Origin of the sequence: Micromonospora chalcea (genome assembly GCF_028768405.1) — a bacterium.
GTDB lineage: Bacteria > Actinomycetota > Actinomycetes > Mycobacteriales > Micromonosporaceae > Micromonospora > Micromonospora chalcea.
Window position 1 is genome coordinate 2252322 of sequence record NZ_CP118233.1, and the last position, 17798, is coordinate 2270119.

At 71.6% G+C, this 17798-nt stretch carries 16 protein-coding genes and 1 pseudogene; 2 read left to right on the forward strand and 15 right to left on the reverse strand.

Annotation, left to right across the window (positions count from 1 at the left end; all coding sequences use genetic code 11):
• Window positions 1-57: 57 nt before the first annotated feature.
• Both urtA and PVK74_RS10160 read right to left on the reverse strand, forming a co-directional pair.
• Window positions 58-1263 carry an urea ABC transporter substrate-binding protein gene (urtA, locus tag PVK74_RS10155; RefSeq protein WP_247660278.1) on the reverse strand — a complete coding sequence of 402 codons (1206 nt, stop codon included), beginning with the start codon at window positions 1261-1263 and terminating at the stop codon, window positions 58-60.
• A gap of 443 nt (window positions 1264-1706) precedes the next feature.
• On the reverse strand, window positions 1707-2789 hold the full coding sequence (locus tag PVK74_RS10160; protein WP_043322855.1) for a substrate-binding domain-containing protein: 1083 nt from the start codon (window positions 2787-2789) through the stop codon (window positions 1707-1709).
• Window positions 2790-2885: 96 nt separating this feature from the next.
• Between PVK74_RS10160 and PVK74_RS10165 the strand changes: the two genes are divergently transcribed.
• A complete protein-coding gene (locus PVK74_RS10165; protein WP_043322852.1) occupies window positions 2886-3362 on the forward strand; it encodes a MarR family winged helix-turn-helix transcriptional regulator in 477 nt (158 codons plus the stop codon).
• Here PVK74_RS10165 and PVK74_RS10170 read toward each other — a convergent pair.
• Genes PVK74_RS10170 through PVK74_RS10195 form a run of 6 tightly spaced genes read right to left on the reverse strand, consistent with a single transcriptional unit; the run spans window position 3349 to window position 7902 of the window.
• Window positions 3349-4086, reverse strand: a complete 738-nt coding sequence (locus PVK74_RS10170; RefSeq protein ID WP_274478926.1) for an urease accessory protein UreD — start codon at window positions 4084-4086, stop codon at window positions 3349-3351. The genes PVK74_RS10165 and PVK74_RS10170 overlap by 14 nt on opposite strands.
• Window positions 4086-4844 carry an urease accessory protein UreG gene (ureG, locus tag PVK74_RS10175; RefSeq protein WP_043322846.1) on the reverse strand — a complete coding sequence of 253 codons (759 nt, stop codon included), beginning with the start codon at window positions 4842-4844 and terminating at the stop codon, window positions 4086-4088. The genes PVK74_RS10170 and ureG overlap by 1 nt, the downstream gene beginning before the upstream one ends.
• Window positions 4834-5523: an urease accessory protein UreF gene (locus tag PVK74_RS10180; protein ID WP_043322844.1), complete on the reverse strand. Its 690-nt coding sequence runs from the start codon at window positions 5521-5523 to the stop codon at window positions 4834-4836. Before PVK74_RS10180 ends, ureG begins: the two co-directional genes overlap by 11 nt.
• Window positions 5523-7226, reverse strand: coding sequence for an urease subunit alpha (locus PVK74_RS10185; RefSeq protein ID WP_274478927.1), 1704 nt, complete (start codon window positions 7224-7226; stop codon window positions 5523-5525). The genes PVK74_RS10180 and PVK74_RS10185 overlap by 1 nt, the downstream gene beginning before the upstream one ends.
• Window positions 7223-7603, reverse strand: coding sequence for an urease subunit beta (locus PVK74_RS10190; protein ID WP_051610833.1), 381 nt, complete (start codon window positions 7601-7603; stop codon window positions 7223-7225). Before PVK74_RS10190 ends, PVK74_RS10185 begins: the two co-directional genes overlap by 4 nt.
• Window positions 7600-7902: an urease subunit gamma gene (locus tag PVK74_RS10195; protein WP_043322840.1), complete on the reverse strand. Its 303-nt coding sequence runs from the start codon at window positions 7900-7902 to the stop codon at window positions 7600-7602. Before PVK74_RS10195 ends, PVK74_RS10190 begins: the two co-directional genes overlap by 4 nt.
• A gap of 776 nt (window positions 7903-8678) precedes the next feature.
• Here PVK74_RS10195 and PVK74_RS10200 point away from each other — a divergent pair.
• The gene (locus tag PVK74_RS10200) at window positions 8679-10316 is read left to right on the forward strand and encodes a lipase family protein (RefSeq protein WP_244205972.1); all 1638 of its coding nucleotides are present in this window, start codon (window positions 8679-8681) and stop codon (window positions 10314-10316) included.
• Window positions 10317-10398: 82 nt separating this feature from the next.
• Here PVK74_RS10200 and PVK74_RS10205 read toward each other — a convergent pair whose 3' ends face one another.
• The 7 genes and pseudogenes from PVK74_RS10205 to PVK74_RS10235 all read right to left on the reverse strand — a co-directional run bounded on the left by PVK74_RS10205 (window position 10399) and on the right by PVK74_RS10235 (window position 17377).
• The gene (locus PVK74_RS10205) at window positions 10399-10785 is read right to left on the reverse strand and encodes a DUF7144 family membrane protein (protein ID WP_146074779.1); all 387 of its coding nucleotides are present in this window, start codon (window positions 10783-10785) and stop codon (window positions 10399-10401) included.
• 748 nt (window positions 10786-11533) lie between these two features.
• Entirely contained in the window at window positions 11534-12070 is a 537-nt protein-coding gene (locus tag PVK74_RS10210) for a phosphatase PAP2 family protein (protein WP_167435504.1), read from the reverse strand.
• Window positions 12071-12115: 45 nt separating this feature from the next.
• Window positions 12116-12250 carry a hypothetical protein gene (locus PVK74_RS10215; protein ID WP_255358557.1) on the reverse strand — a complete coding sequence of 45 codons (135 nt, stop codon included), beginning with the start codon at window positions 12248-12250 and terminating at the stop codon, window positions 12116-12118.
• The gene (locus PVK74_RS10220) at window positions 12247-13101 is read right to left on the reverse strand and encodes a DMT family transporter (RefSeq protein WP_274478928.1); all 855 of its coding nucleotides are present in this window, start codon (window positions 13099-13101) and stop codon (window positions 12247-12249) included. Before PVK74_RS10220 ends, PVK74_RS10215 begins: the two co-directional genes overlap by 4 nt.
• Window positions 13102-13141: 40 nt before the next feature.
• A pseudogene (locus PVK74_RS10225) lies at window positions 13142-14262 on the reverse strand (MGDG synthase family glycosyltransferase).
• A 141-nt stretch (window positions 14263-14403) separates the two neighbouring features.
• The gene (locus PVK74_RS10230) at window positions 14404-16635 is read right to left on the reverse strand and encodes a hypothetical protein (RefSeq protein WP_274478929.1); all 2232 of its coding nucleotides are present in this window, start codon (window positions 16633-16635) and stop codon (window positions 14404-14406) included.
• 178 nt (window positions 16636-16813) lie between these two features.
• The gene (locus PVK74_RS10235; RefSeq protein WP_274478930.1) at window positions 16814-17377 is read right to left on the reverse strand and encodes a dihydrofolate reductase family protein; all 564 of its coding nucleotides are present in this window, start codon (window positions 17375-17377) and stop codon (window positions 16814-16816) included.
• Window positions 17378-17798: the final 421 nt, after the last annotated feature.

The window sequence follows — 17798 nt, forward strand, 5'->3', positions numbered from 1 at the left end:
CTCCCGTACTGCTGGTCGAAACCCCGGGCGGGGCCACCCCGCCCGGGGCCGGCGTCGTCAGCTCAGGCCGCTCGCCCACGGATAGGTCTTCAGGTACGGGTCCGGCGCGATCGGCTTGCCGGAGTTCCACACCTCGGTGATCAGGCCGTCCGCGCCGACCTTGCCGATGCGGGCGGTCTTGGCGATGTGCTGGGTCTTGCCGTCGACGGTGACCAGGCCCTCCGGCGCCTCGAAGGTGATGCCGTCGGAGGCGCCACGGACCTTCTCGACGTCGAACGCGCCGGCCTTCTCGACCATCGCCTTCCACAGGTAGACGCTGACGTAGGCGGCCTCCATCGGGTCGCTCGTCGGCTTGTCCGCGCCGTACTTCGCCTTGTACGCGGCCACGAACTTGCCGTTCGCCGCGCCGGGCGTGGTCTGGTAGTAGTTCCAGGCGGTCAGCTGACCCTCCAGGTACTGGGTGCCGATGCTCTTGACCTCCTCCTCGGCGATGGACACCGACACCACAGGCATCGCGGCGGCGGTGAGCCCGGCCGACTTGTACTCCTTGAAGAACGCCACGTTGCTGTCGCCGTTGAGGGTGTTGAAGACCGCCTTCGCGCCGGACGACCTGACCTTGTTGACGATCGTGCCGAATTCGGTGGACCCGAGCGGCGCGTAATCCTCACCGACCACAGTCATGCCGTTCGCCGCCGCGTACGCCTTGATGATTTTGTTCGCCGTTCGCGGGAAGACGTAGTCGCTGCCGACCAGGTAGACCGATTTCGTTCCCTGGGCCTTGAGGTAGTCGAGCCCGGGGACGATCTGCTGGTTTGTCGTCGCGCCCGTGTAGAAGATGTAGGGCGACTGTTCCAGGCCCTCGTACTGCACCGGGTAGAACAGCAGCGCCTTGTTCTTCTCGAACACCGGCTTGACCGCCTTGCGGCTGGCCGACGTCCAGCACCCGAAAACGGCCGCGACCCGGTCCTCGGAGATCAGCTTCTCGGCCTTCTCCGCGAAGGTGGGCCAGTCCGAGGCGCCGTCCTCCCCGATCGGCTGGATCTTCTTGCCGAGGACGCCGCCGGCCGCGTTGATCTCCTCGACAGCGAGCATGATGGAGTCGCGGACGGTGACCTCGCTGATCGCCATGGTGCCGGAGAGCGAGTTGAGCAGGCCCACCTTGACGGTGTCGCCGGAGACGTCGGCGGTGACGCCGGCCGCGCCGCCCTCGTCACTGGTCTTGCTGCCGCACGCGGTCACGGCGACCGCGGCGACGAGGGTCATGGCCCCCGCCAGGATGCGGCGGCCCCAAAGAAGTGACATCTAATCTCCCTGCGGTGCGCTCAAGTAGCGAAAGGACGGTCGGTGCGGTCCGGTGGAGTTGGCGATGCCGGGGTCGACGGGTGGACGTCGCCTGTGGTCATCGCATCGGCTATGGGCACGCAAAGCGTTGACCGGCATGATTGCGCGGACGTTTCCCGGTCCTTAATTGACTGTTTCCCGGAAACCCGGAGAGAACGCACGCCGCAACGGCTGACACCGCCCCGTGCGAGGCGGTGTCAGCCGTGATGAATTCGGTGAAGAATTGCGCCACCACAATGGTCGGCGGACAGATTCCGCCGACGGTGGACAGACATTCGCGGTACCCACCCCTGGGGTAGATACTTCACGCAGGAAGTATCTTAGGGCCGGGCCGGGTGGACGTGTCAAGGGCCGGTACCGGGCGGTCAGAGCTGGGCGAGCACTGTGAAGTCGAGACCGTCTGCCTCGGCGAGGTAGATCCGCTGGCGCACGTGCCGTCGACGCAGCTGCAGCCGGCCGCGCGGCCCGTGGTACGCCACCGTGTCGGCAGCCGTCTCGATCGCCCGTACGTCGAGGGTGCGGGCCTGCCCGATCAGCGCGGCGAGCAGCATCACGCCCTCGTAGCAGGACTCCCCCAGGCTGCCCAGCGGCGGCGCCTCCACCCCGAACCGGCGGGCGAACTCGCCGTGGAAGTCGAGGTTCTCCGGCGTCACGAGGCCGGCGAAGAAGCCCGCCGTGCTGTAGAGCCGCCGCGTCGCGCCCGCCCCGCTGGCCAGCAGCATGTTCTCGTCCATCAGGGTGCTCAGCCGCAGGCAGCGCTGGTCCATCGCGGCACGCGCGAACGCCCGGTTGAACCGCACCGCGTCCGCGCCGACGAGCAGCATCACCACCGCGTCGGCCTCGCTGCGCTCGATCCGGCGCAACACGTCGTCGAAGTCGTGTGTCTCCAACGGCAGGAACGCCTGCCCCACCACACGACCACCGCCGCGCAGCGCGTACCGCTGGGCCGCCCGCGCGGTGCGCCGGGGCCACACGTAGTCGTTGCCGACCACGAACCAGCGGCGCGCGCCCTGCTCCCCCGCGAGCAGCCGCATCGCGGGCCACAGCTGGGCGTCCGGCGTCTCGCTGGTCAGATAGACCCCTTCGGTACGCTCACCGCCCTCGTACAGGGCGGTGTAGACGTACGGCACGCGGTGCGCGACCCGGGGCGCGAGCGCCTGCCGCACCGAGGAGATGTGCCAGCCGGTCACGCCCTGCACGGCGCCCACCGACACCAGCGCCTCCACCTGGGCGGCCACCTCGGCCGGCGGCGCGCCACCGTCGACCGGCACCAGCCGCACCTCGCGGCCCAGCACCCCGCCACCGGCGTTGATCTCCTCGACCGCGAGCTGGGCGCAGAGTTCGCAGGTCGGGCCGAACATTCCCGCCGGCCCGCGCATCGGGTACACCAGCGCGATGCTGACCACGGCCCGATCGACTGTGAGCCACGGCGGGGCCGGCGCGGACATGAGCCCATGATTGCCCGGCCGACGTGGGAAAACCATAGCTCTCCATGGAGCGGGACGAGTCGCTACCATGGCAGGGCCACCGGCCCAGGGAGTTCCATGTCAGACGTGCCCGGGGCGCCAGCCGATCTGCTGCGCTCGCTCACCCGCGCCGAACGGCTGCTCTCCCGCCGGTTGGCCGCCGTGCTGGCCGACGACGACCTGACCACCGAGGCGTGGCGGGTGCTCTGCCTGCTCGCCGACGGGCAGGGCCATCCGATGAGCGAAGTGTCCGCCGAGGCGTCGTTGCCGCCGGGGACCCTCACCAAGCTGGTCGACCAGCTCGTCGACCGGAACCTGGTGTTCCGGCGGATCGACCCGCTGGACCGGCGACGCATCCGGGCCCACCTGACCGCCCGAGGCCGCCGCGAGCACGCCCGCCTCGACGAGCGGGTCCGCACCAGCCTCGCCGAGGCGGGCGTACCGGCCGACACTCCCCTGCTCGACCACCTCGCCGACCTGATCGCCCGCCTCGACCCGACGACTCGCCGCGACAACGCCGAGGCGGCCGGCGTTCGCCTCACTACACCTCGGTGAGCAGCGAATCGCTGTCGAGGTGGGCGCGCAGCGTGTGCGCGTCGGCAGCGGTGGCGGTCCACAGTGTCGCCGGACCGCCCGCCAGGGGCAGCCGGGCGACGGTGCCCTCGACCGTCGCGGACTCGTGGGGAAGCGACGGGTCCACCACCAGCAGTGACCCGGTGGCCGGCGCGCCGCCGAGCACCGCGGGGCCGGCCCAGCCGGGCGCGCCCGGTCCCACGGCAAGCGACTGGCGCAGCAACGGACGGCCGTCGTAGTCGACCCGGGTGTGCACGACCGCGCTGCCCGGCGCCTCGCCGTACCGGCCGCAGATCACCTCGTCGCGCCAGGTCAGCCTCGCCCCGGCGGCCACCTCGACCCAGGACTCGGCGAGGTGGGCGCAGCCGGCCGCGGCGACCAGTTGCTCGGGCAGCCAGTGCAGCGCGCCGCCGTCGTGCACCACGGCACGGACCGCCATCCGCGACACGACGCCGGGCCGGCCGGGCAGGGCGACCGAGGCGGCGACGGTGTGCAACCGCACCGCCGCCCCCGGTCCCACGTCGATCTCCAGCCGCAGGTCGTCGCCGGCGAGCGGGCCGGCCGCCCCGCCGACCACGTACACCGTCACGGCCCGACCGCGCCCGGGCGTCTGCCGCAGCAGCAGCGGCGTCTCACCGCGCAACTCGGCGAGGACCGTGCCGCCCCGGCCGTCGGCCCGGGCCACCAGCCGGGCGTACGCGCGCATCAGGCCGGGCCGCCCCGCGCGGCGACCGGGTGCAGAGCCGCGTGGTGGGCCAGTTCGTGGCGGATCCAGTCGGCGACCTGCCCCGCCGCCGGGTCGCCGACGATCGACAGGAACACGGTCGGCAGGTCGCCGCGCCGGGCCCGCGCGTCCCGGTCCATGACGGCCAGGTCCGCGCCCACCATGGGGGCCAGGTCGGTCTTGTTGATCACGAGCAGGTCGGCGGACGTCACCCCGGGTCCGCCCTTGCGCGGCACCTTGTCCCCGCCGGCCACGTCGACCACGAATATCTGCCGGTCCACCAGCCCTCGGCTGAACGTGGCGGTCAGGTTGTCCCCGCCGCTCTCGACCAGCACCAGATCCAGCGGGCCGACCGCCTCGGCCAGCTCGTCCACGGCGTCGAGGTTGGCCCCGATGTCGTCCCGGATGGCGGTGTGCGGGCAGCAACCGGTCTCCACGGCGCGGATCCGGGCCGGGTCCAGCACACCGGCCCGCTTGAGGAAGTCGGCGTCCTCGGTCGTGTAGATGTCGTTTGTGACCACGCCGAGTCGCAGCTCCCCGGCGAACGCCCGGCACAGGGCCGCCACCAGGGCGGTCTTGCCGGACCCGACCGGCCCGCCGATGCCGACGCGCAGCGCCCGGCCGGCTTGGGCCAGCGGCGGATGCGGGTCCACCCCCGGCTCGGGGTGGGTGTGCGGAACGGTCTCGTCGTGCGGGGCAGGATTCCGGTCGGCCTCGGGCGCAACGGTGTCAGGACGCAAAGAGACGCACCTCCCAGGTGGCATGAGCTTCGGCATGGATGTCGGCAAGCGGGGCGGCCGCCGCGGGCAGCCGCTCGGGTGGGTCGTCGGCGGCCCGGGCCGCCGCCGCGGCGATGCCGTCACACCGGCCGGCGAGACCCACAAGCAGGGCCTGGACCCGGTACGGGTCGAGGCCGAGCAGGCGTACCGCCGCACTGGCCGCACCGGTCACCGTCCCGTGGACAGCGACCGTGGCGGTCTCGGCGCGGCTCAGGCCCGCGGCGGCGCAGAGCAGCCCGAGCACCAACGGCTGGTGCGCTCCGCCGGGTGTGGCGGGCAGGTCGTCGAAGGACGCCTCCGGCCAGATGGCCCGGCCCGCGCGCAGCAGGGCCCGTCCCTGGCGGCGGGACACCGTACGCAGCGCCGGCGCCGCCGTCCGGGCGTCCAGCTCCGCGTCGAGCAACGCCAGCGTGGACCCGCGTACGGCGGAACCCGACGTCACCGCCCGGTGCGCCGCCGCCGCGAACGCCGCACCGACCAGCCCGGCGGTGGCCAGCCGGCCGGCCAGGAACGCCTCCAACGTGGCCAGGTCGGTGACCCGGCCGGCGGCGACGGCCGCCTCCAGGCCGCCGGAGTGGGCGTGCGCGCCGGCCGGGAAGCGACCGTCGGCCACCAGCAGGAGCAGGCTCGACGTCGTCATCAGAACAGGAAGTACCGCTGGGCCATCGGCAGGCGTGTCACCGGGTCCGGCTCCACCACCTGACCGTCGATCCGCACGGTGAACGTGTCCGGGTCCACCTCGATCCGGGGCATCGCGTCGTTCTCCGGCAGGTCGGCCTTGCCCCGCGAGCGCACGTCCGCGACGGGCACCACCCGCCGCCGCACGTCCAGGCGCAGCCCGGCGTCGAGGGCGGCCGGCGCGACGAACGCCAGGCTGGTCGCAGCCGCCGCGGCGCCGTATGCCCCGAACATCGGGCGTGGCAGCACCGGCTGCGGCGTCGGGATGGACGCGTTGGCGTCACCCATCTGGGCGTACGCGATCATGCCGCCCTTGAGCACCAGGTGCGGTCGTACGCCGAAGAACGCCGGATCCCACAGCACCAGGTCGGCCAGCTTGCCCGGCTCGACCGAGCCGATCTCCCGGTCCAGCCCGTTCGCCATCGCCGCGCAGATGGTGTACTTCGCCACGTACCGGCGGGCACGGTGGTTGTCGGCCGCGCCGTCGCCGGGTAGCGCGCCGACCCGCTCCTTCATGACGTGCGCGCTCTGCCAGGTTCGCAGGATCACCTCGCCCACCCGGCCCATCGCCTGCGAGTCGGAGCCGATGATGGAGATCGCGCCGAGGTCGTGCAGCAGGTCCTCGGCGGCCATGGTGGACGGCCGGATGCGGCTCTCGGCGAAGGCCAGGTCCTCCGGCACGGACGGGTTGAGATGGTGGCAGACCATCAGCATGTCCAGGTGCTCGGCGAGGGTGTTGGCGGTGTACGGCCGGGTCGGGTTGGTCGACGACGGCAGCACGTTCGGCTCGCCGGCCACCGTGATGATGTCCGGCGCGTGCCCGCCTCCCGCGCCCTCGGTGTGGTACGAGTGGATGGCCCGGCCGGCGATCGCCCGCAGCGTGTCGGCCACGAAACCGGCCTCGTTGAGGGTGTCGGTGTGAATGGAGACCTGCACCCCGGAGGCGTCCGCCACCCGCAGGCAGGCGTCGATCGCCGCCGGTGTGGTGCCCCAGTCCTCGTGCAGCTTGAAACCGCCCGCGCCGGCGCGCAACTGCTCCCACAGCGCCTCCGGTGAGACGGTGTTGCCCTTGCCGAGCAGCAGCACGTTGACCGGCAGCGTGTCCAGCGCCTCGTGCATGCGGGCCAGGTGCCAGGCGTTCGGGGTGACAGTGGTGGCCCGGGTGCCCTCGGCGGGGCCGGTGCCGCCGCCGACGAGTGTGGTGATGCCGCTGGCGAGCGCCTCGGTGACGATCTCCGGGCAGATGAAGTGCACGTGCGTGTCGACGGCGCCGGCCGTGAGGATCCGGCCGTTCCCGGCGATGACCTCGGTGGCCGGGCCGATGACCAGCTCGGGGTGGACGCCGGGCATGGTGTCCGGGTTGCCGGCCCGGCCCAGCGCCACGATCCGCCCGTCGCGCAGACCCACGTCGGCCTTGACCACCCCCCAGTGGTCGAGCACCACCGCGCCGGTGATGACGGTGTCGAGGGCGCCCTCGGCACGGGTCGCCCGCGACTGGCCCATCGACTCGCGGATCACCTTCCCGCCGCCGAAGACCGCCTCGTCGCCGCCTGCGCAGTGGTCGGTCTCCACCTCGATCAGGAGGCTCGTGTCGGCCAGCCGGATGCGGTCGCCGGTGGTCGGCCCGTACAAATCGATGTAGCGGTCCCGCCGCACGGCGGTCACCGCGTCGGCCCGTCGGTCGTCGGCGCCCCGCTCGTCGGCGCGTCTGTTCCCGGCGCGGCCGGTGGCGCTTCGTCCAGCGGCCCGGCGCACTCGCCGCGCAGGCCGGGCACGACGCGTGCGCCGCCGAGCGGAACCAGCTCGACGGTGCGGCTCACGCCCGGCTCGAACCGGACCGAGGTGCCCGCCGCAACGGCGAGACGCTGACCCCAGGCGAGCGCCCGATCGAACATCAGGGCCGGGTTGGCCTCGGCGAAGTGGTAGTGCGAGCCGACCTGCACCGGACGGTCGGCCGTGTTGACCACGACCAGAGTGGTCACCGGCCGGCCCACGTTGATCTCGACCGGGCCGGCCGCCGGCAGGATCTCCCCGGGGATCACGGGATCGGGTGGTGCACCGTCACGAGCTTGGTACCGTCCGGGAACGTCGCCTCCACCTGCACCTCCCTCAGCAGCTCGGGGATGCCGTCCTGGACGTCCTCGCGGCCGAGCACGCTCCGGCCGGCCGACATGAGGTCGACCACCGACCGTCCGTCACGGGCCCCTTCGAGAAGGAAAGCGGTGATGATCGCGACGGCTTCGGGATAGTTGAGTCGCAGGCCGCGCTCGCGGCGGCGGCGAGCGACGTCGGCCGCGACGTGGACGAGCAGGCGGTCCTGCTCGTGCGGGCTGAGGAACACGGGATTCTCCGGTGGGGTCGGCGTGGCCCGCTCGCCGTCGGCTCCGCGTGGAGCCGCGCCGGGCAGGACCACCCGGAGTACGAGCTGGAGTCACACGACCGCCGCGACGCCGCCTACGGGTGGCCCGGGACTCCACCATCCCGGCCCGCGCGACGGGCACCCGGCGGTGTCGGTCGGATGCGGACCGCACCGCCCACCGCTTGAGCAGACCGTAGAGGATCGCCACCGGCGGGGGCAACAGTGTGCTCGGTGTGAGGGATCGAGCCCTGCCGGTGTCCGGGTCGGATGGCACGCCAGGGACGCCCGCAGTACCCCATTCGCGAGCTGACGCGGGCGCACGTCGGGGAAGCCGTCGTCGGGTATTCCTGCAACTGTGGTGCGAAGACGAGGAGATCCGACGGCAGGCGGTGCTCGAACGCGCTGCCGCGATGGCACGAGGTTGCCGCACCGAGCGTCGCCGAACTTCGTCCCTACGTCGAGGACGCAGGTGCAGCCACCGCGGCCGGCGGCGTCGATGTCGGACAGGTTGCCGGAGGGTGAGGGCCCGCCCGGTGGTGGGTAGCCGGCGCGGTGCGCGGATGGCGACTCGCTGACAAGGGTCCGAACCCGCTCCCAGAAGGGCAGCCGGCGGCGCCAGCAACGCCGCCTTCGCGGTCCGGCCATCCCGGCAGGCGCGGCGGTGCTGTTCCTATCGGGTACGGCCTTGCGGGATACGCCGTCGTTTGGGTGTGGTGTGCGGAAATCTCCATGCAGAGGGCAACGGCAAGGGAGGCAGCGTGCTGGTCGCGGACCGCAGACTGGTGGGCCTGCTGCTGCTGACCGCGGTGTCTCCGACGGTCGAGGCCGTCGTCTTGGTCTCGCTGGGTTTCGTCGCGGCGCGGGGCCTCGCGCCGCAGGCGGCGGCGGTGTGGCCGTACGACACCTACCACGACCTGCGGTGGCTGTATGTCTATCACGACTCGTGGCCGTCATTCGTGTTCTGGCTCAGTTTGCTGGTGGTGGCCCGAGGGCTCTTTCACACGCTGCTGGTGATGTTGGCATGGCCGGCTGAGGTGCCTCGGCCACCGGCGCGGTGGCTGTTGAAACGGAATGTCGGGCTCGCCGCGTTGGTGGCGGTCTTCGTCGCCCCGTGGGCCTTGATCTCGGTGGCCGCGTCGGTGGTGGCGCTGTCCTGGGTCCTGCTGGCCTCCCTGGTGCCGTTGTTCCTGCTGGCGCCATTCCTGCAACGGGCGGCTGTGGTAGGGCCGTGGTGGCGAGGCCTGCCGTCGATCTCGCTGGTGGGATGGTCGATGCTCAACTTCGTGGTGCTGACCGTGGCCGGCGCGTTGTGCTGGAGTCTGCCGGGCTGGTGGTCGGTGCCGGTGGCCGCCGTGGCCGGGGTGGTCAACGGGCTGCTGTGGAACCGGACGGTCCGTACCGCGCTGATCAATCCATCGACACGGTGGGTGAGGGTGCCGGCGACTCCCGTCGCGGCGGTTCTCGCCCTTGCGGTGCCGTTGCTCATCCCGCCGATGGTGGATGCCGTGCCGGACAAGAGCCTGCGGGCCGAGGCGGTGGTCCTCGACCACCCGCTGCCGCCCGACGTGCCGCAGGCAGTCATCGTCCTCGCAGGTTACGGGTCGTCGTACGGGGGCGAGCAACCTCTCGACAATCGTGTCGAGAGGTTCTCCTACCGGGGGTTGAGCCGGGACGGCACACCCCTGCCCTACCGGCCGCACGACACCACGATCTCGGTGGCGGACAGCGTGGGACTCCTCGACGCACAGGTGCGACGACTACACCAGCGCACCGGCCGGCCGATCGCCCTGATCGGGGAAAGCGAAGGCGCGATCGTCGCCCGAACCTACCTTCAGCAGCGAGCGCACCCCGCCGTCGACACGCTGGCCATGTTCAGTCCCCTGATCAACGCGGGTCGCGCCTACTACCCGCCCCCGCGCGAGAACCACGGCTGGGGCGTGGCGACGGGATCGCAGCTTCGAATCGTGTTCGGCGTGATGCGTCTGTTCGGTGGCCCGCATGCCGGGCCCGACGAACCGTTCATCCGCTCCCTGGTCGACGACGCGCCGTTCTACCGTAACCAACTCATGTGTCCGGTGCCCGGGATCCGGATGGTCGCCTTCATTCCCACCACCACGGCCGCAGAGGCGCCACCCGGCGACTACAGCGGGATCCCCGTCTTCCAGATGCCCGGCGTACACGGGGGTCTTCTCAACCGCAGCCTGGTCGAAGACCGGCTCCTGACCTTCCTCTCCGGCGAACCGATCCAGCAGGAACGCGAGGAGTACCCACTCCTGCAACGTCTCGGCGCCGCCTGGCAGGCCCCGCCCCTGCCCATCGCGGCCAACCCGGCCTGGTCCGCGTTCCGGCAACCCGATCCCGCCTTCACGGGGAAGGTGTGTCGGCCAACCGACTGATCCGTCCTCGTTGGTCGCCGGCCCACCGCGGAGCCGGCCGCTCGCCTTGCCAAGGCGTGCGGGTACCGTCGCCCGGACGCTCTCAAGCCACAGCGCGAGATCGATTGATGATCAGTAAGCGGGCGGCAGCCAGTGCCAGTCCGAGCACCAGCACCGTGCGGATCGGGTGATAGGTGAGGAAGAACAGGTGGAGCCCGACGAAGATCACCACCGCGGCCAGAGCCAGGGACGTCGACCAACGGCGGCGGAGCGGTCCGAGGGCTCCGGCCAGCGCCGTGAACACCCCGACGGCCAGATGCAGCCAAGCCCAGCCGGTGAGGTCGTGCTCGTGCACGGCACCGTCAGCAACCGAGACGTAGCGGGTGCCGCTCAGGTCGGCCGCACCAGCTACCGCGTCGAAGATCCCGGCCAGGCCCAGCAGGACAGCCGCCAGCCGTAGGCCCCTGTCGCTTGCGTTCCCGTCGGCCACCACACCCTCCGTAGGAACTCGCCCCTGCTGGCGGAGCGTCGATGTGGCGGGCAGACACCCATTCGGGCCCTTGCTGCGCCTGCCCCGCCCTCCGATCTTTGCCGAAACGAGCCGATCCCAGACACCGAAGCGGGAGCGTCACCGCTGCGGGTGACCTCCGGCGGGCCGAGAACGGTCGGTGCGTGACCACATGCACCGGCCGTGCAGGCGTGCCGGGCGACCCGTGCACCCGAACAACCAGCTCGTCAGCGAGCTGCCGATCAGGAATCCGCAGTCCGGTACCTGCCGCAACAGGCACCACGTGTACGAGCGCGGGCACGGCATCAAGCGGATGAGCCACCCGGCGGTCGGACCGAGCATGCTGACGAGGCGCCATGCCGGGCACCCCGGACCAGACGCTGTTCCTCTGCGCCACCGACCCCGGCGTCCCGGCCCACGGCAACCTCCGTCTGCTGGGTCCCCTGACCGCCCAGGCCAAGCGGACGCCTCGTAGGGCCCAACGGGCAGCCCGCTCCCCGAGGCACAGCCACCGCCCCCGCACCTCGCCTACGGGGGCGACGGCCATGGCAGGGGCGTCACAAGCAGAGCGCCCAACGCATGGTCTGCCTCGCGGCAGCCCGGCATGAGGCACGTCCTGGGACATACGCCGGTCATCACGGGTGACGGCCTCGTCGTTACCGAAGGCTTCACGCGGTGGCGCCTCGTGAATGTGATGATCGGAGCCAGGGTCCGGCTGACTGGTGCCCCGCTATGTTCGTCGACTCGGTGCGCCGAGTCGACGCCGGCGGTGGCCCGCCAGGCTGACGGCCACGACGGCGAGGCCGGCGATGACTGCCGCGGCGAGGATGTCGCCTGGGTAGTGCACGCCGACCCAGACGCGGGCGACCCCGACGACAAGCGCCGCTCCGGCCAGTACCACGCCCCACCGGCGGCTCAGGAAGGCGTAAGCGCCGAACGCCAGCGCGAACGCGGCGGTGGCGTGGTCGCTGGGCAGCGAAACTCCCGCACCGTGAGGGATCAGCTGGTGCACGTGATGACTCTGGAACGGGCGCTGCTGACTGTTCGAATGCGCCAGGACGGTGGCTGCGGCAAAGGCGAGGACCAGGGCGGCGCCGAGCTCGACGACCGGGCGTGTTCGTCGGCGGCGCAGTGTCACCACGGCAAGCAACGCGGTGACTGCGAAGATCAGATACAGCAACCTGGTCGCGGCGAACTCCATGACGTCGTCGATACCGTCGATGCGTCCGGCGTGATCGTTTATGAGTTCGAACAGGCGGTAGTTCACCATGTCATCCTGCCGACTCGGTGGCGGGACCTCGGGGAGATCGGGTTATCCGCGGCGTTCCGGTCGGCGAAGCAGCCCGTCGGCGACCAGTTCGATGGTCACCGCGACGGCGACCGCCTCGACGGGTGCGCCGACGCCGAGCAGCACGCCCACGAAGGCACCGGGAAGGGTGACGGTCACCGTCGGCGGTGTTCGACCGATCCCGCCGAGCAGGCGGAAGCAGCGAGCCACACGCCGCCGCCGACCGTGACGGCCGCCAGGACAAGGCCGACGATACGGATGGGCTCCTCGGAGAGTGTTTCCCGGAAGACGGTGATGGCGACGAGAACGCTGACGACGGGGTCGGTGAGCGTGAGAGCTGTCAGGGGTGCGGCGAGGCGACCGTGCTGGAAGGCGGCCTGATTCAGGATCAGCCCGATGGCGACGGCCACTATCAGCGCCGCGGATCGCCAGCTGACCACGGCGGACAGCAGGGAGCCCGGGGAGCCGCCGGCGAGGTCCTTGACCAGCGCCGCCGCGAAGCTGTACGCGACGCCGCTGGCCACGCCCAGCAGCGCGCCCCGCGCGGCGCCATGGCGGCGGCGCGCGGCCAGGACGCAGGCCGTAATGGCCGCCACCGCGCAGCTCATGGCGACCGTCCAGGCCGTCGGCGCAGGGCGGGTCACACCGGCGCGGACGTCGGCGAGAAGCAGGAACGCGGTCAGGCCCACCACGCCCACCGCAACCGCGAGCAGGTCCCGGCGCGCGACGCGCTGGCCGGCGATGACGGCCTCGATCAGCACTGCCATGAACAGCCCGCTGGCCATGATGGGTTGCACGACCGCGAGCGCGCCGGAACGCAACGCGAGCACCTGGAAGACGACTCCGGCCGTGTCCGGGATCCAGCCGGAAAGCCACAGGCGGTTGCGGAACAGCCGCAGCAACAGCCGCGGGTCGAGCGCTGCGAAGCGCGGCTGCTGGGCCGCGGCGCGCTGATGCAGCGCGGCGGACAGCGCGAAGCTGAAGGCCCCGGCCAGCGCGTAAAAGATCATGGCTGGGTGCAGGAGCGGTCCGCGGGTGAGCGCCGGGACGTCACCGCGGGTTCCCATCCACTCCGGCCCCGGACCGTAGGGTCGCGGACACGATCGCGGCCATGTCGTCGGCGCTGGTGAACGCCGGCAGGGCGGAAGCCGCTGTGCGGGTCAACTCCTGGCACAGGTCGGCGGGGTTTCGGACGTAGGTGGTCAGGCCTGCGCCGGCGAGCACCTGCGCATTGGCTCGGCCGTGGCCGGGAAGCGGGCGATAGGTGATGGTGGGCAGACCCGCGGCCAGTGCCTGCTGGCAGGTGAGGCCACCAGCGTTCTCCACGATCAGGTCCACCGCCTGCATGAGGGTGGGCATGTCGTCGACCCAGCCCATGACGTGCCCGGGAAAGCCGGCCAGGCGCCGGCGCAGGCTGTCGTTTCGTCCGCATACCACCACCGGTGTGACACAGCCGGCGGCCAGTACCTCCCTGGCGGTACGGGCCACGTCGCCGGCACCCCAGGACCCGGCGACGATGAGCGCTAGTCTTCCCTTTTCGGGCAGCGTGAACTGGGCGCGGGCGGCGCGTCTGGTGGCATCCGTCGGTGGCCGGTAGCGGGCGGGTACAAGCGGGTCGACGAGTCGGACGTCCGGTGCGCCACGAACAGCGGCTTGCTGCTGGGTGGCCTCGTGGATCAGCAGTAGGTGTCGACGCCGGTCGCCATCCAGGTCGGGTGGATGACGAAGTCGGTGACATAGGTGACGACCGGTGTGCTCAGCCTCCCGCTGTGGCGCAGCGGGCCGAGGATCTGGTTGGCGAACGGGAACGTCGACACGACCAGGCGGGTGTCCGGCGGCATTTGCATCAGCATCCGCCGGCGGGCCGACCGTAAGGCGGACCTGATCATAGCCACCAGCGGTGGCGAACGGTCGGTGATCGTGAACAAGGCGTCGTAGCTGAGCGGGCACCAGCGCAACAGCGACCGGTAACCTTCGCGGATCATCCCGTGCAGGGGCTTGGGCAGGGACGTGAAGAAGTTGAGGTGGTGCACCTCGACGCCGTCGAGGGCGAGCCGGGCAGCCAGTTCAGCGGCGGCGGCGTCGTGGCCCGCGCCGATGTCGGCCGACACCACGACGATCCCTCCGCCGCCACACCGGCGATCCGGTGCAGGCCACGTTCCGGGAGGGATCCGGGCATGAGGATGCTCCCGCCACCCGTTGTTCACGGGCGCGGGTACCCGCTGTCACCGTCGTCACACCTGACCACCGACGCGGCCTGGGCGACTCCCCCCGTGGTCGTCCAGGCCGCGCCCCGAACCTGACCTCACCACCTACGGCGCACGGCCACGGATCCTCCCGACGAGGAGCCTGACAGCGTCCTGGTACTCCGGTTGCGTGTGATACGGCCAGTGGCGTTCCACCGCGGGCGGAACGGTGTCCGTCGGCTCCACGGTGACACCGCGGGGATCGCGCAGCCGCACGTCGACAGTTGCGGCCTCCCGAGGTACGCCAGGCGTGAGGTCGGGATGGTCGAAGATCGGCGCGCCGATCGGGTCGGTATCACGCCACAGGTTGCGCCACCGCCAGTCGATCCGCTCACCGAGCTCCCACAGCACCCGTTCGCCGAGATAGGCCGGGTAGAGGCGGGCATAGATCCGGTACAGGGGGCTGCCGTGGGTCAGCAACGCGATCCGTGGCAGAGTCTCGGATGGCAGGTGCAGGACGGTGGCGGCGGCCAGTACCGAGCCGTGGCTGTGCCCGGAGATCACCACGGGCCCATGCGCGGCCAGTGCGCAGACCCGCCGCGTCAGTTCGGGCACGGCCCGCGCCGCGTAGCAGGGCGGTGCGAACGGGTGCACCGTCCGGGGCCAGAACGTGCCCAGATCCCACAACACGCCGACGAGCCGGCGGGTCTCCGGCGACCGGTACGCGCGGTAGGCCAGGATCAGCAGTCCGACGACGATGAGGCTGATGATCCAGATACCGATGTCGGTGACATATGCGGTGAGCACGGCGAGGACGTCGTGGCGCCGATTGAGGCGGGCGGCGAGTTGTGTGGGGCCGATCCCGACGAGGTCGAGCGCCACGGTGGCGAGCCCGAGTGAGGAGACCACGAAGAACGCGACCAGGGTCGGCCCGAGTTCCTCGGTGACGAAGGAGCGGGCGACCGTGTCGCGGACCGCGGCCAGCCGCGGCGCCGCCGAAGCGGGCGCGTCGGGGTAGTCCCGCTCGACCACGCGTTGCGCGTACGCCCGACGACGGCGCCGGGCGGCGGGCAGGGTGAGGGCAATCGCCGCGGTGACGACAAGCAACGCGGCCAGCCCGGCGAGCGCGGCCCACCAGTACGCCACCGGTGGTTCCAGTGGGCCCAGCGCAGGTGGGCTGGGCCGGATCGGGTCGGGGATGCGGCCCCGGTCGAGATGGTCGGCGGTGCGGAACACCAACGTGGTGGTGTAGGCGGAGGTGACCGTGACCGACATCGCCGCCACCAGCGGCGTGCCGAGTCCGCGCAGCAGCGCGCGCGAGCCGGCCGGCCGGGTGTGCTGCCGCGCCAGCGTCACCGCGGCGATCAGGACCAGCAGCAGTCCCTGCGCGGTGACCAGGCCGGCGGCCGCGCCCTCGTAGCCGGGCATCTGCCCGACCACCACCGGCATCTCCCGTCGGGACACGGCGTATCCGAGACTCGACACGGTGGCCACCGCGACGAGGATCCACAGCAGGCGTCGCAGCGGGCCGGCCCACCTCACGCTCACTGTCACCAGCAGCAGCGCCGCGCAGAACAGCACGAGTCCGCCGGTGAGGCCGAGCAGCGCGACGGCTACGCCGTTCCACCGATCGTGTGACACCGCGACGACCAGGCTGAGGTAAACAGTGCCGGCGCCCAGCCCGACATGGATCTGACGCAGCCACGACGTCATCCGCTCGTCGTGCCAGATCCCCGGTGCGGCTAGGCTCCCGGTCGACTCCAGCACCCGCTCGTGGGGCGGGGCGGCCTCGAAGCCTTCGAAGGCACGCGCCGAGCGCGCGCCGACGGCCCAGAACACCCGCAACGCCAGCAGCGGCACCAATGCCAGCACCGCCAGGCGCGGGCCCATTGGCAACGCCGCCAGCCAGGACAGGTACGGCCGCCCCTGCCGGCACTCCACGTACGGCACGCACTGCCAGCCGGGCAGGTTCATGCTCACCCCGACCAGCGCGAGCGTGAACGCCACGGTCAGCGACCCGGCGAGCAGGCGACACAACCCGCCGAGCAGGCCGAACCGGTCCGCCAGGGTGGGGCGCAGCCAGACCGCGAGGTTGCCCAGCATGAACGGCAACAGCAGCAGCATGGACGCCGTCCGCACCGCCACCCCCGCGGTCAGGGGCCCCCACCGGTACGCCTCCACCACCACCCCGGCGGTGGCGCCGCCCGCCCGACCGAGTCCCTCCCGGACCCGGTAGAACCCGGCGTGCCGGTCCCCCGCCACCCGCACCACGATCGGATGATCGACGATGGTCTCCGCCGACGCGCCGGAGACCCCGTGAACACGCAGCTCGACAGCCTCGTCACCGGGCGCGCTCACCAGGACAGGGTCACAGAAGCTGCCACGGTGCCGCTGCCGAACACCGAACACCGAGAGCGGGGATTGAGCCGCGCCCGGGGTGCGTTCACCGGAGTGGGTGATGGTCGACCTCATCCGGTCGGATCAGCCGTCAGCGCCCCACCTTCACGCAAGCGCAGGCGATCGGACGGGCCGTCGTTCACTGCCCGACAGGGCGGTAGCGGAGGTGTACTACGCCGTTTCGGAATCGGCGCTCGTCGAGGAGTTCGAGGTCGACGCGCATGCCGGACGGCAGGCCCGGCTTACCCCCGCCGACGACCACGGGCCAGACGAACAGCTGGCACTCGTCGACCAGCCCGGCCTCAAGAGCCTGCGCCGCGAGGTTTGCACCTCCAACGGTGAAATCGCTGCCGGCCGTGGCCTTCAGTTCGCGTACCGCGGCGGGGTCGAAGCGGCGTTCGAGGCGGGTGTCGGCGGTCGACACCGCGGCGAGGGTCGTGGAGTACACGACCTTTCCCGCTGCCTGCCAGGCGCTTGCGAAGTCGGCCATGAGGTCGGACTGCGCGGCCAGAGCGGCGTCGGTTTCCCAGACGGCCATCGCCTCGTACAGCCGCCGTCCGTAGAGGAACGTGCCCACGGACCGCAGGAGATCGGTGTAGACGACGAACACCTCGTCGTCCATCGGCAACCAGGCGAACGCGCCGCGTTCGTCCTCCATGTAGCCGTCGAGCGACACGTTGTTCACATAGATCAGCTTGGCCATGCCTTACCTCTCGATGGTCAACCGCAACAGCCTGGACGCACGGGCGCATCACCCAGCAGCCTCGTGGGCTGCCCCGCTCATTGACTACGAACACCCCTGCCCAGATCCGACACCTCCGGCCGACACCAACGGCGAACGGTGCACGCCCACCGCCGCGTGTGCCGGCCGGGGCGACCGCCGGGCGGCTGCGTACGCTGGTGGCGGAGGCGCTGAGGGAACCGTCGGCCCGGTAGACGATCAGGTGATCGTCGCCCCCGCCGGCCCGCGTACGACTCAGGACCTGACGGCGGAAGCCGGACTGTCGGCGGGACCGCCGCGCGGCTGACCAGGAGACCGGAGGAGCGCCCAGGCGCCGCGCACCGCGCGGACTCCGGCGACGTCCCGCCGGACAGGCCGCGGGAACCCGCGCCGTACGCGCGGG

Bases quoted from the DNA above. Each gene is read 5' to 3' on its own strand.
- urtA (WP_247660278.1), bottom strand. From the start codon at position 1,263: ATGACCCTCGTCGCCGCGGTCGCCGTGACCGCGTGCGGCAGCAAGACC.
- PVK74_RS10160 (WP_043322855.1), bottom strand. From the start codon at position 2,789: ATGTCCGCGCCGGCCCCGCCGTGGCTCACAGTCGATCGGGCCGTGGTC.
- PVK74_RS10165 (WP_043322852.1), top strand. From the start codon at position 2,886: ATGTCAGACGTGCCCGGGGCGCCAGCCGATCTGCTGCGCTCGCTCACC.
- PVK74_RS10170 (WP_274478926.1), bottom strand. From the start codon at position 4,086: ATGCGCGCGTACGCCCGGCTGGTGGCCCGGGCCGACGGCCGGGGCGGC.
- PVK74_RS10180 (WP_043322844.1), bottom strand. From the start codon at position 5,523: ATGACGACGTCGAGCCTGCTCCTGCTGGTGGCCGACGGTCGCTTCCCG.
- PVK74_RS10220 (WP_274478928.1), bottom strand. From the start codon at position 13,101: ATGATCTTTTACGCGCTGGCCGGGGCCTTCAGCTTCGCGCTGTCCGCC.
- PVK74_RS10235 (WP_274478930.1), bottom strand. From the start codon at position 17,377: ATGGCCAAGCTGATCTATGTGAACAACGTGTCGCTCGACGGCTACATG.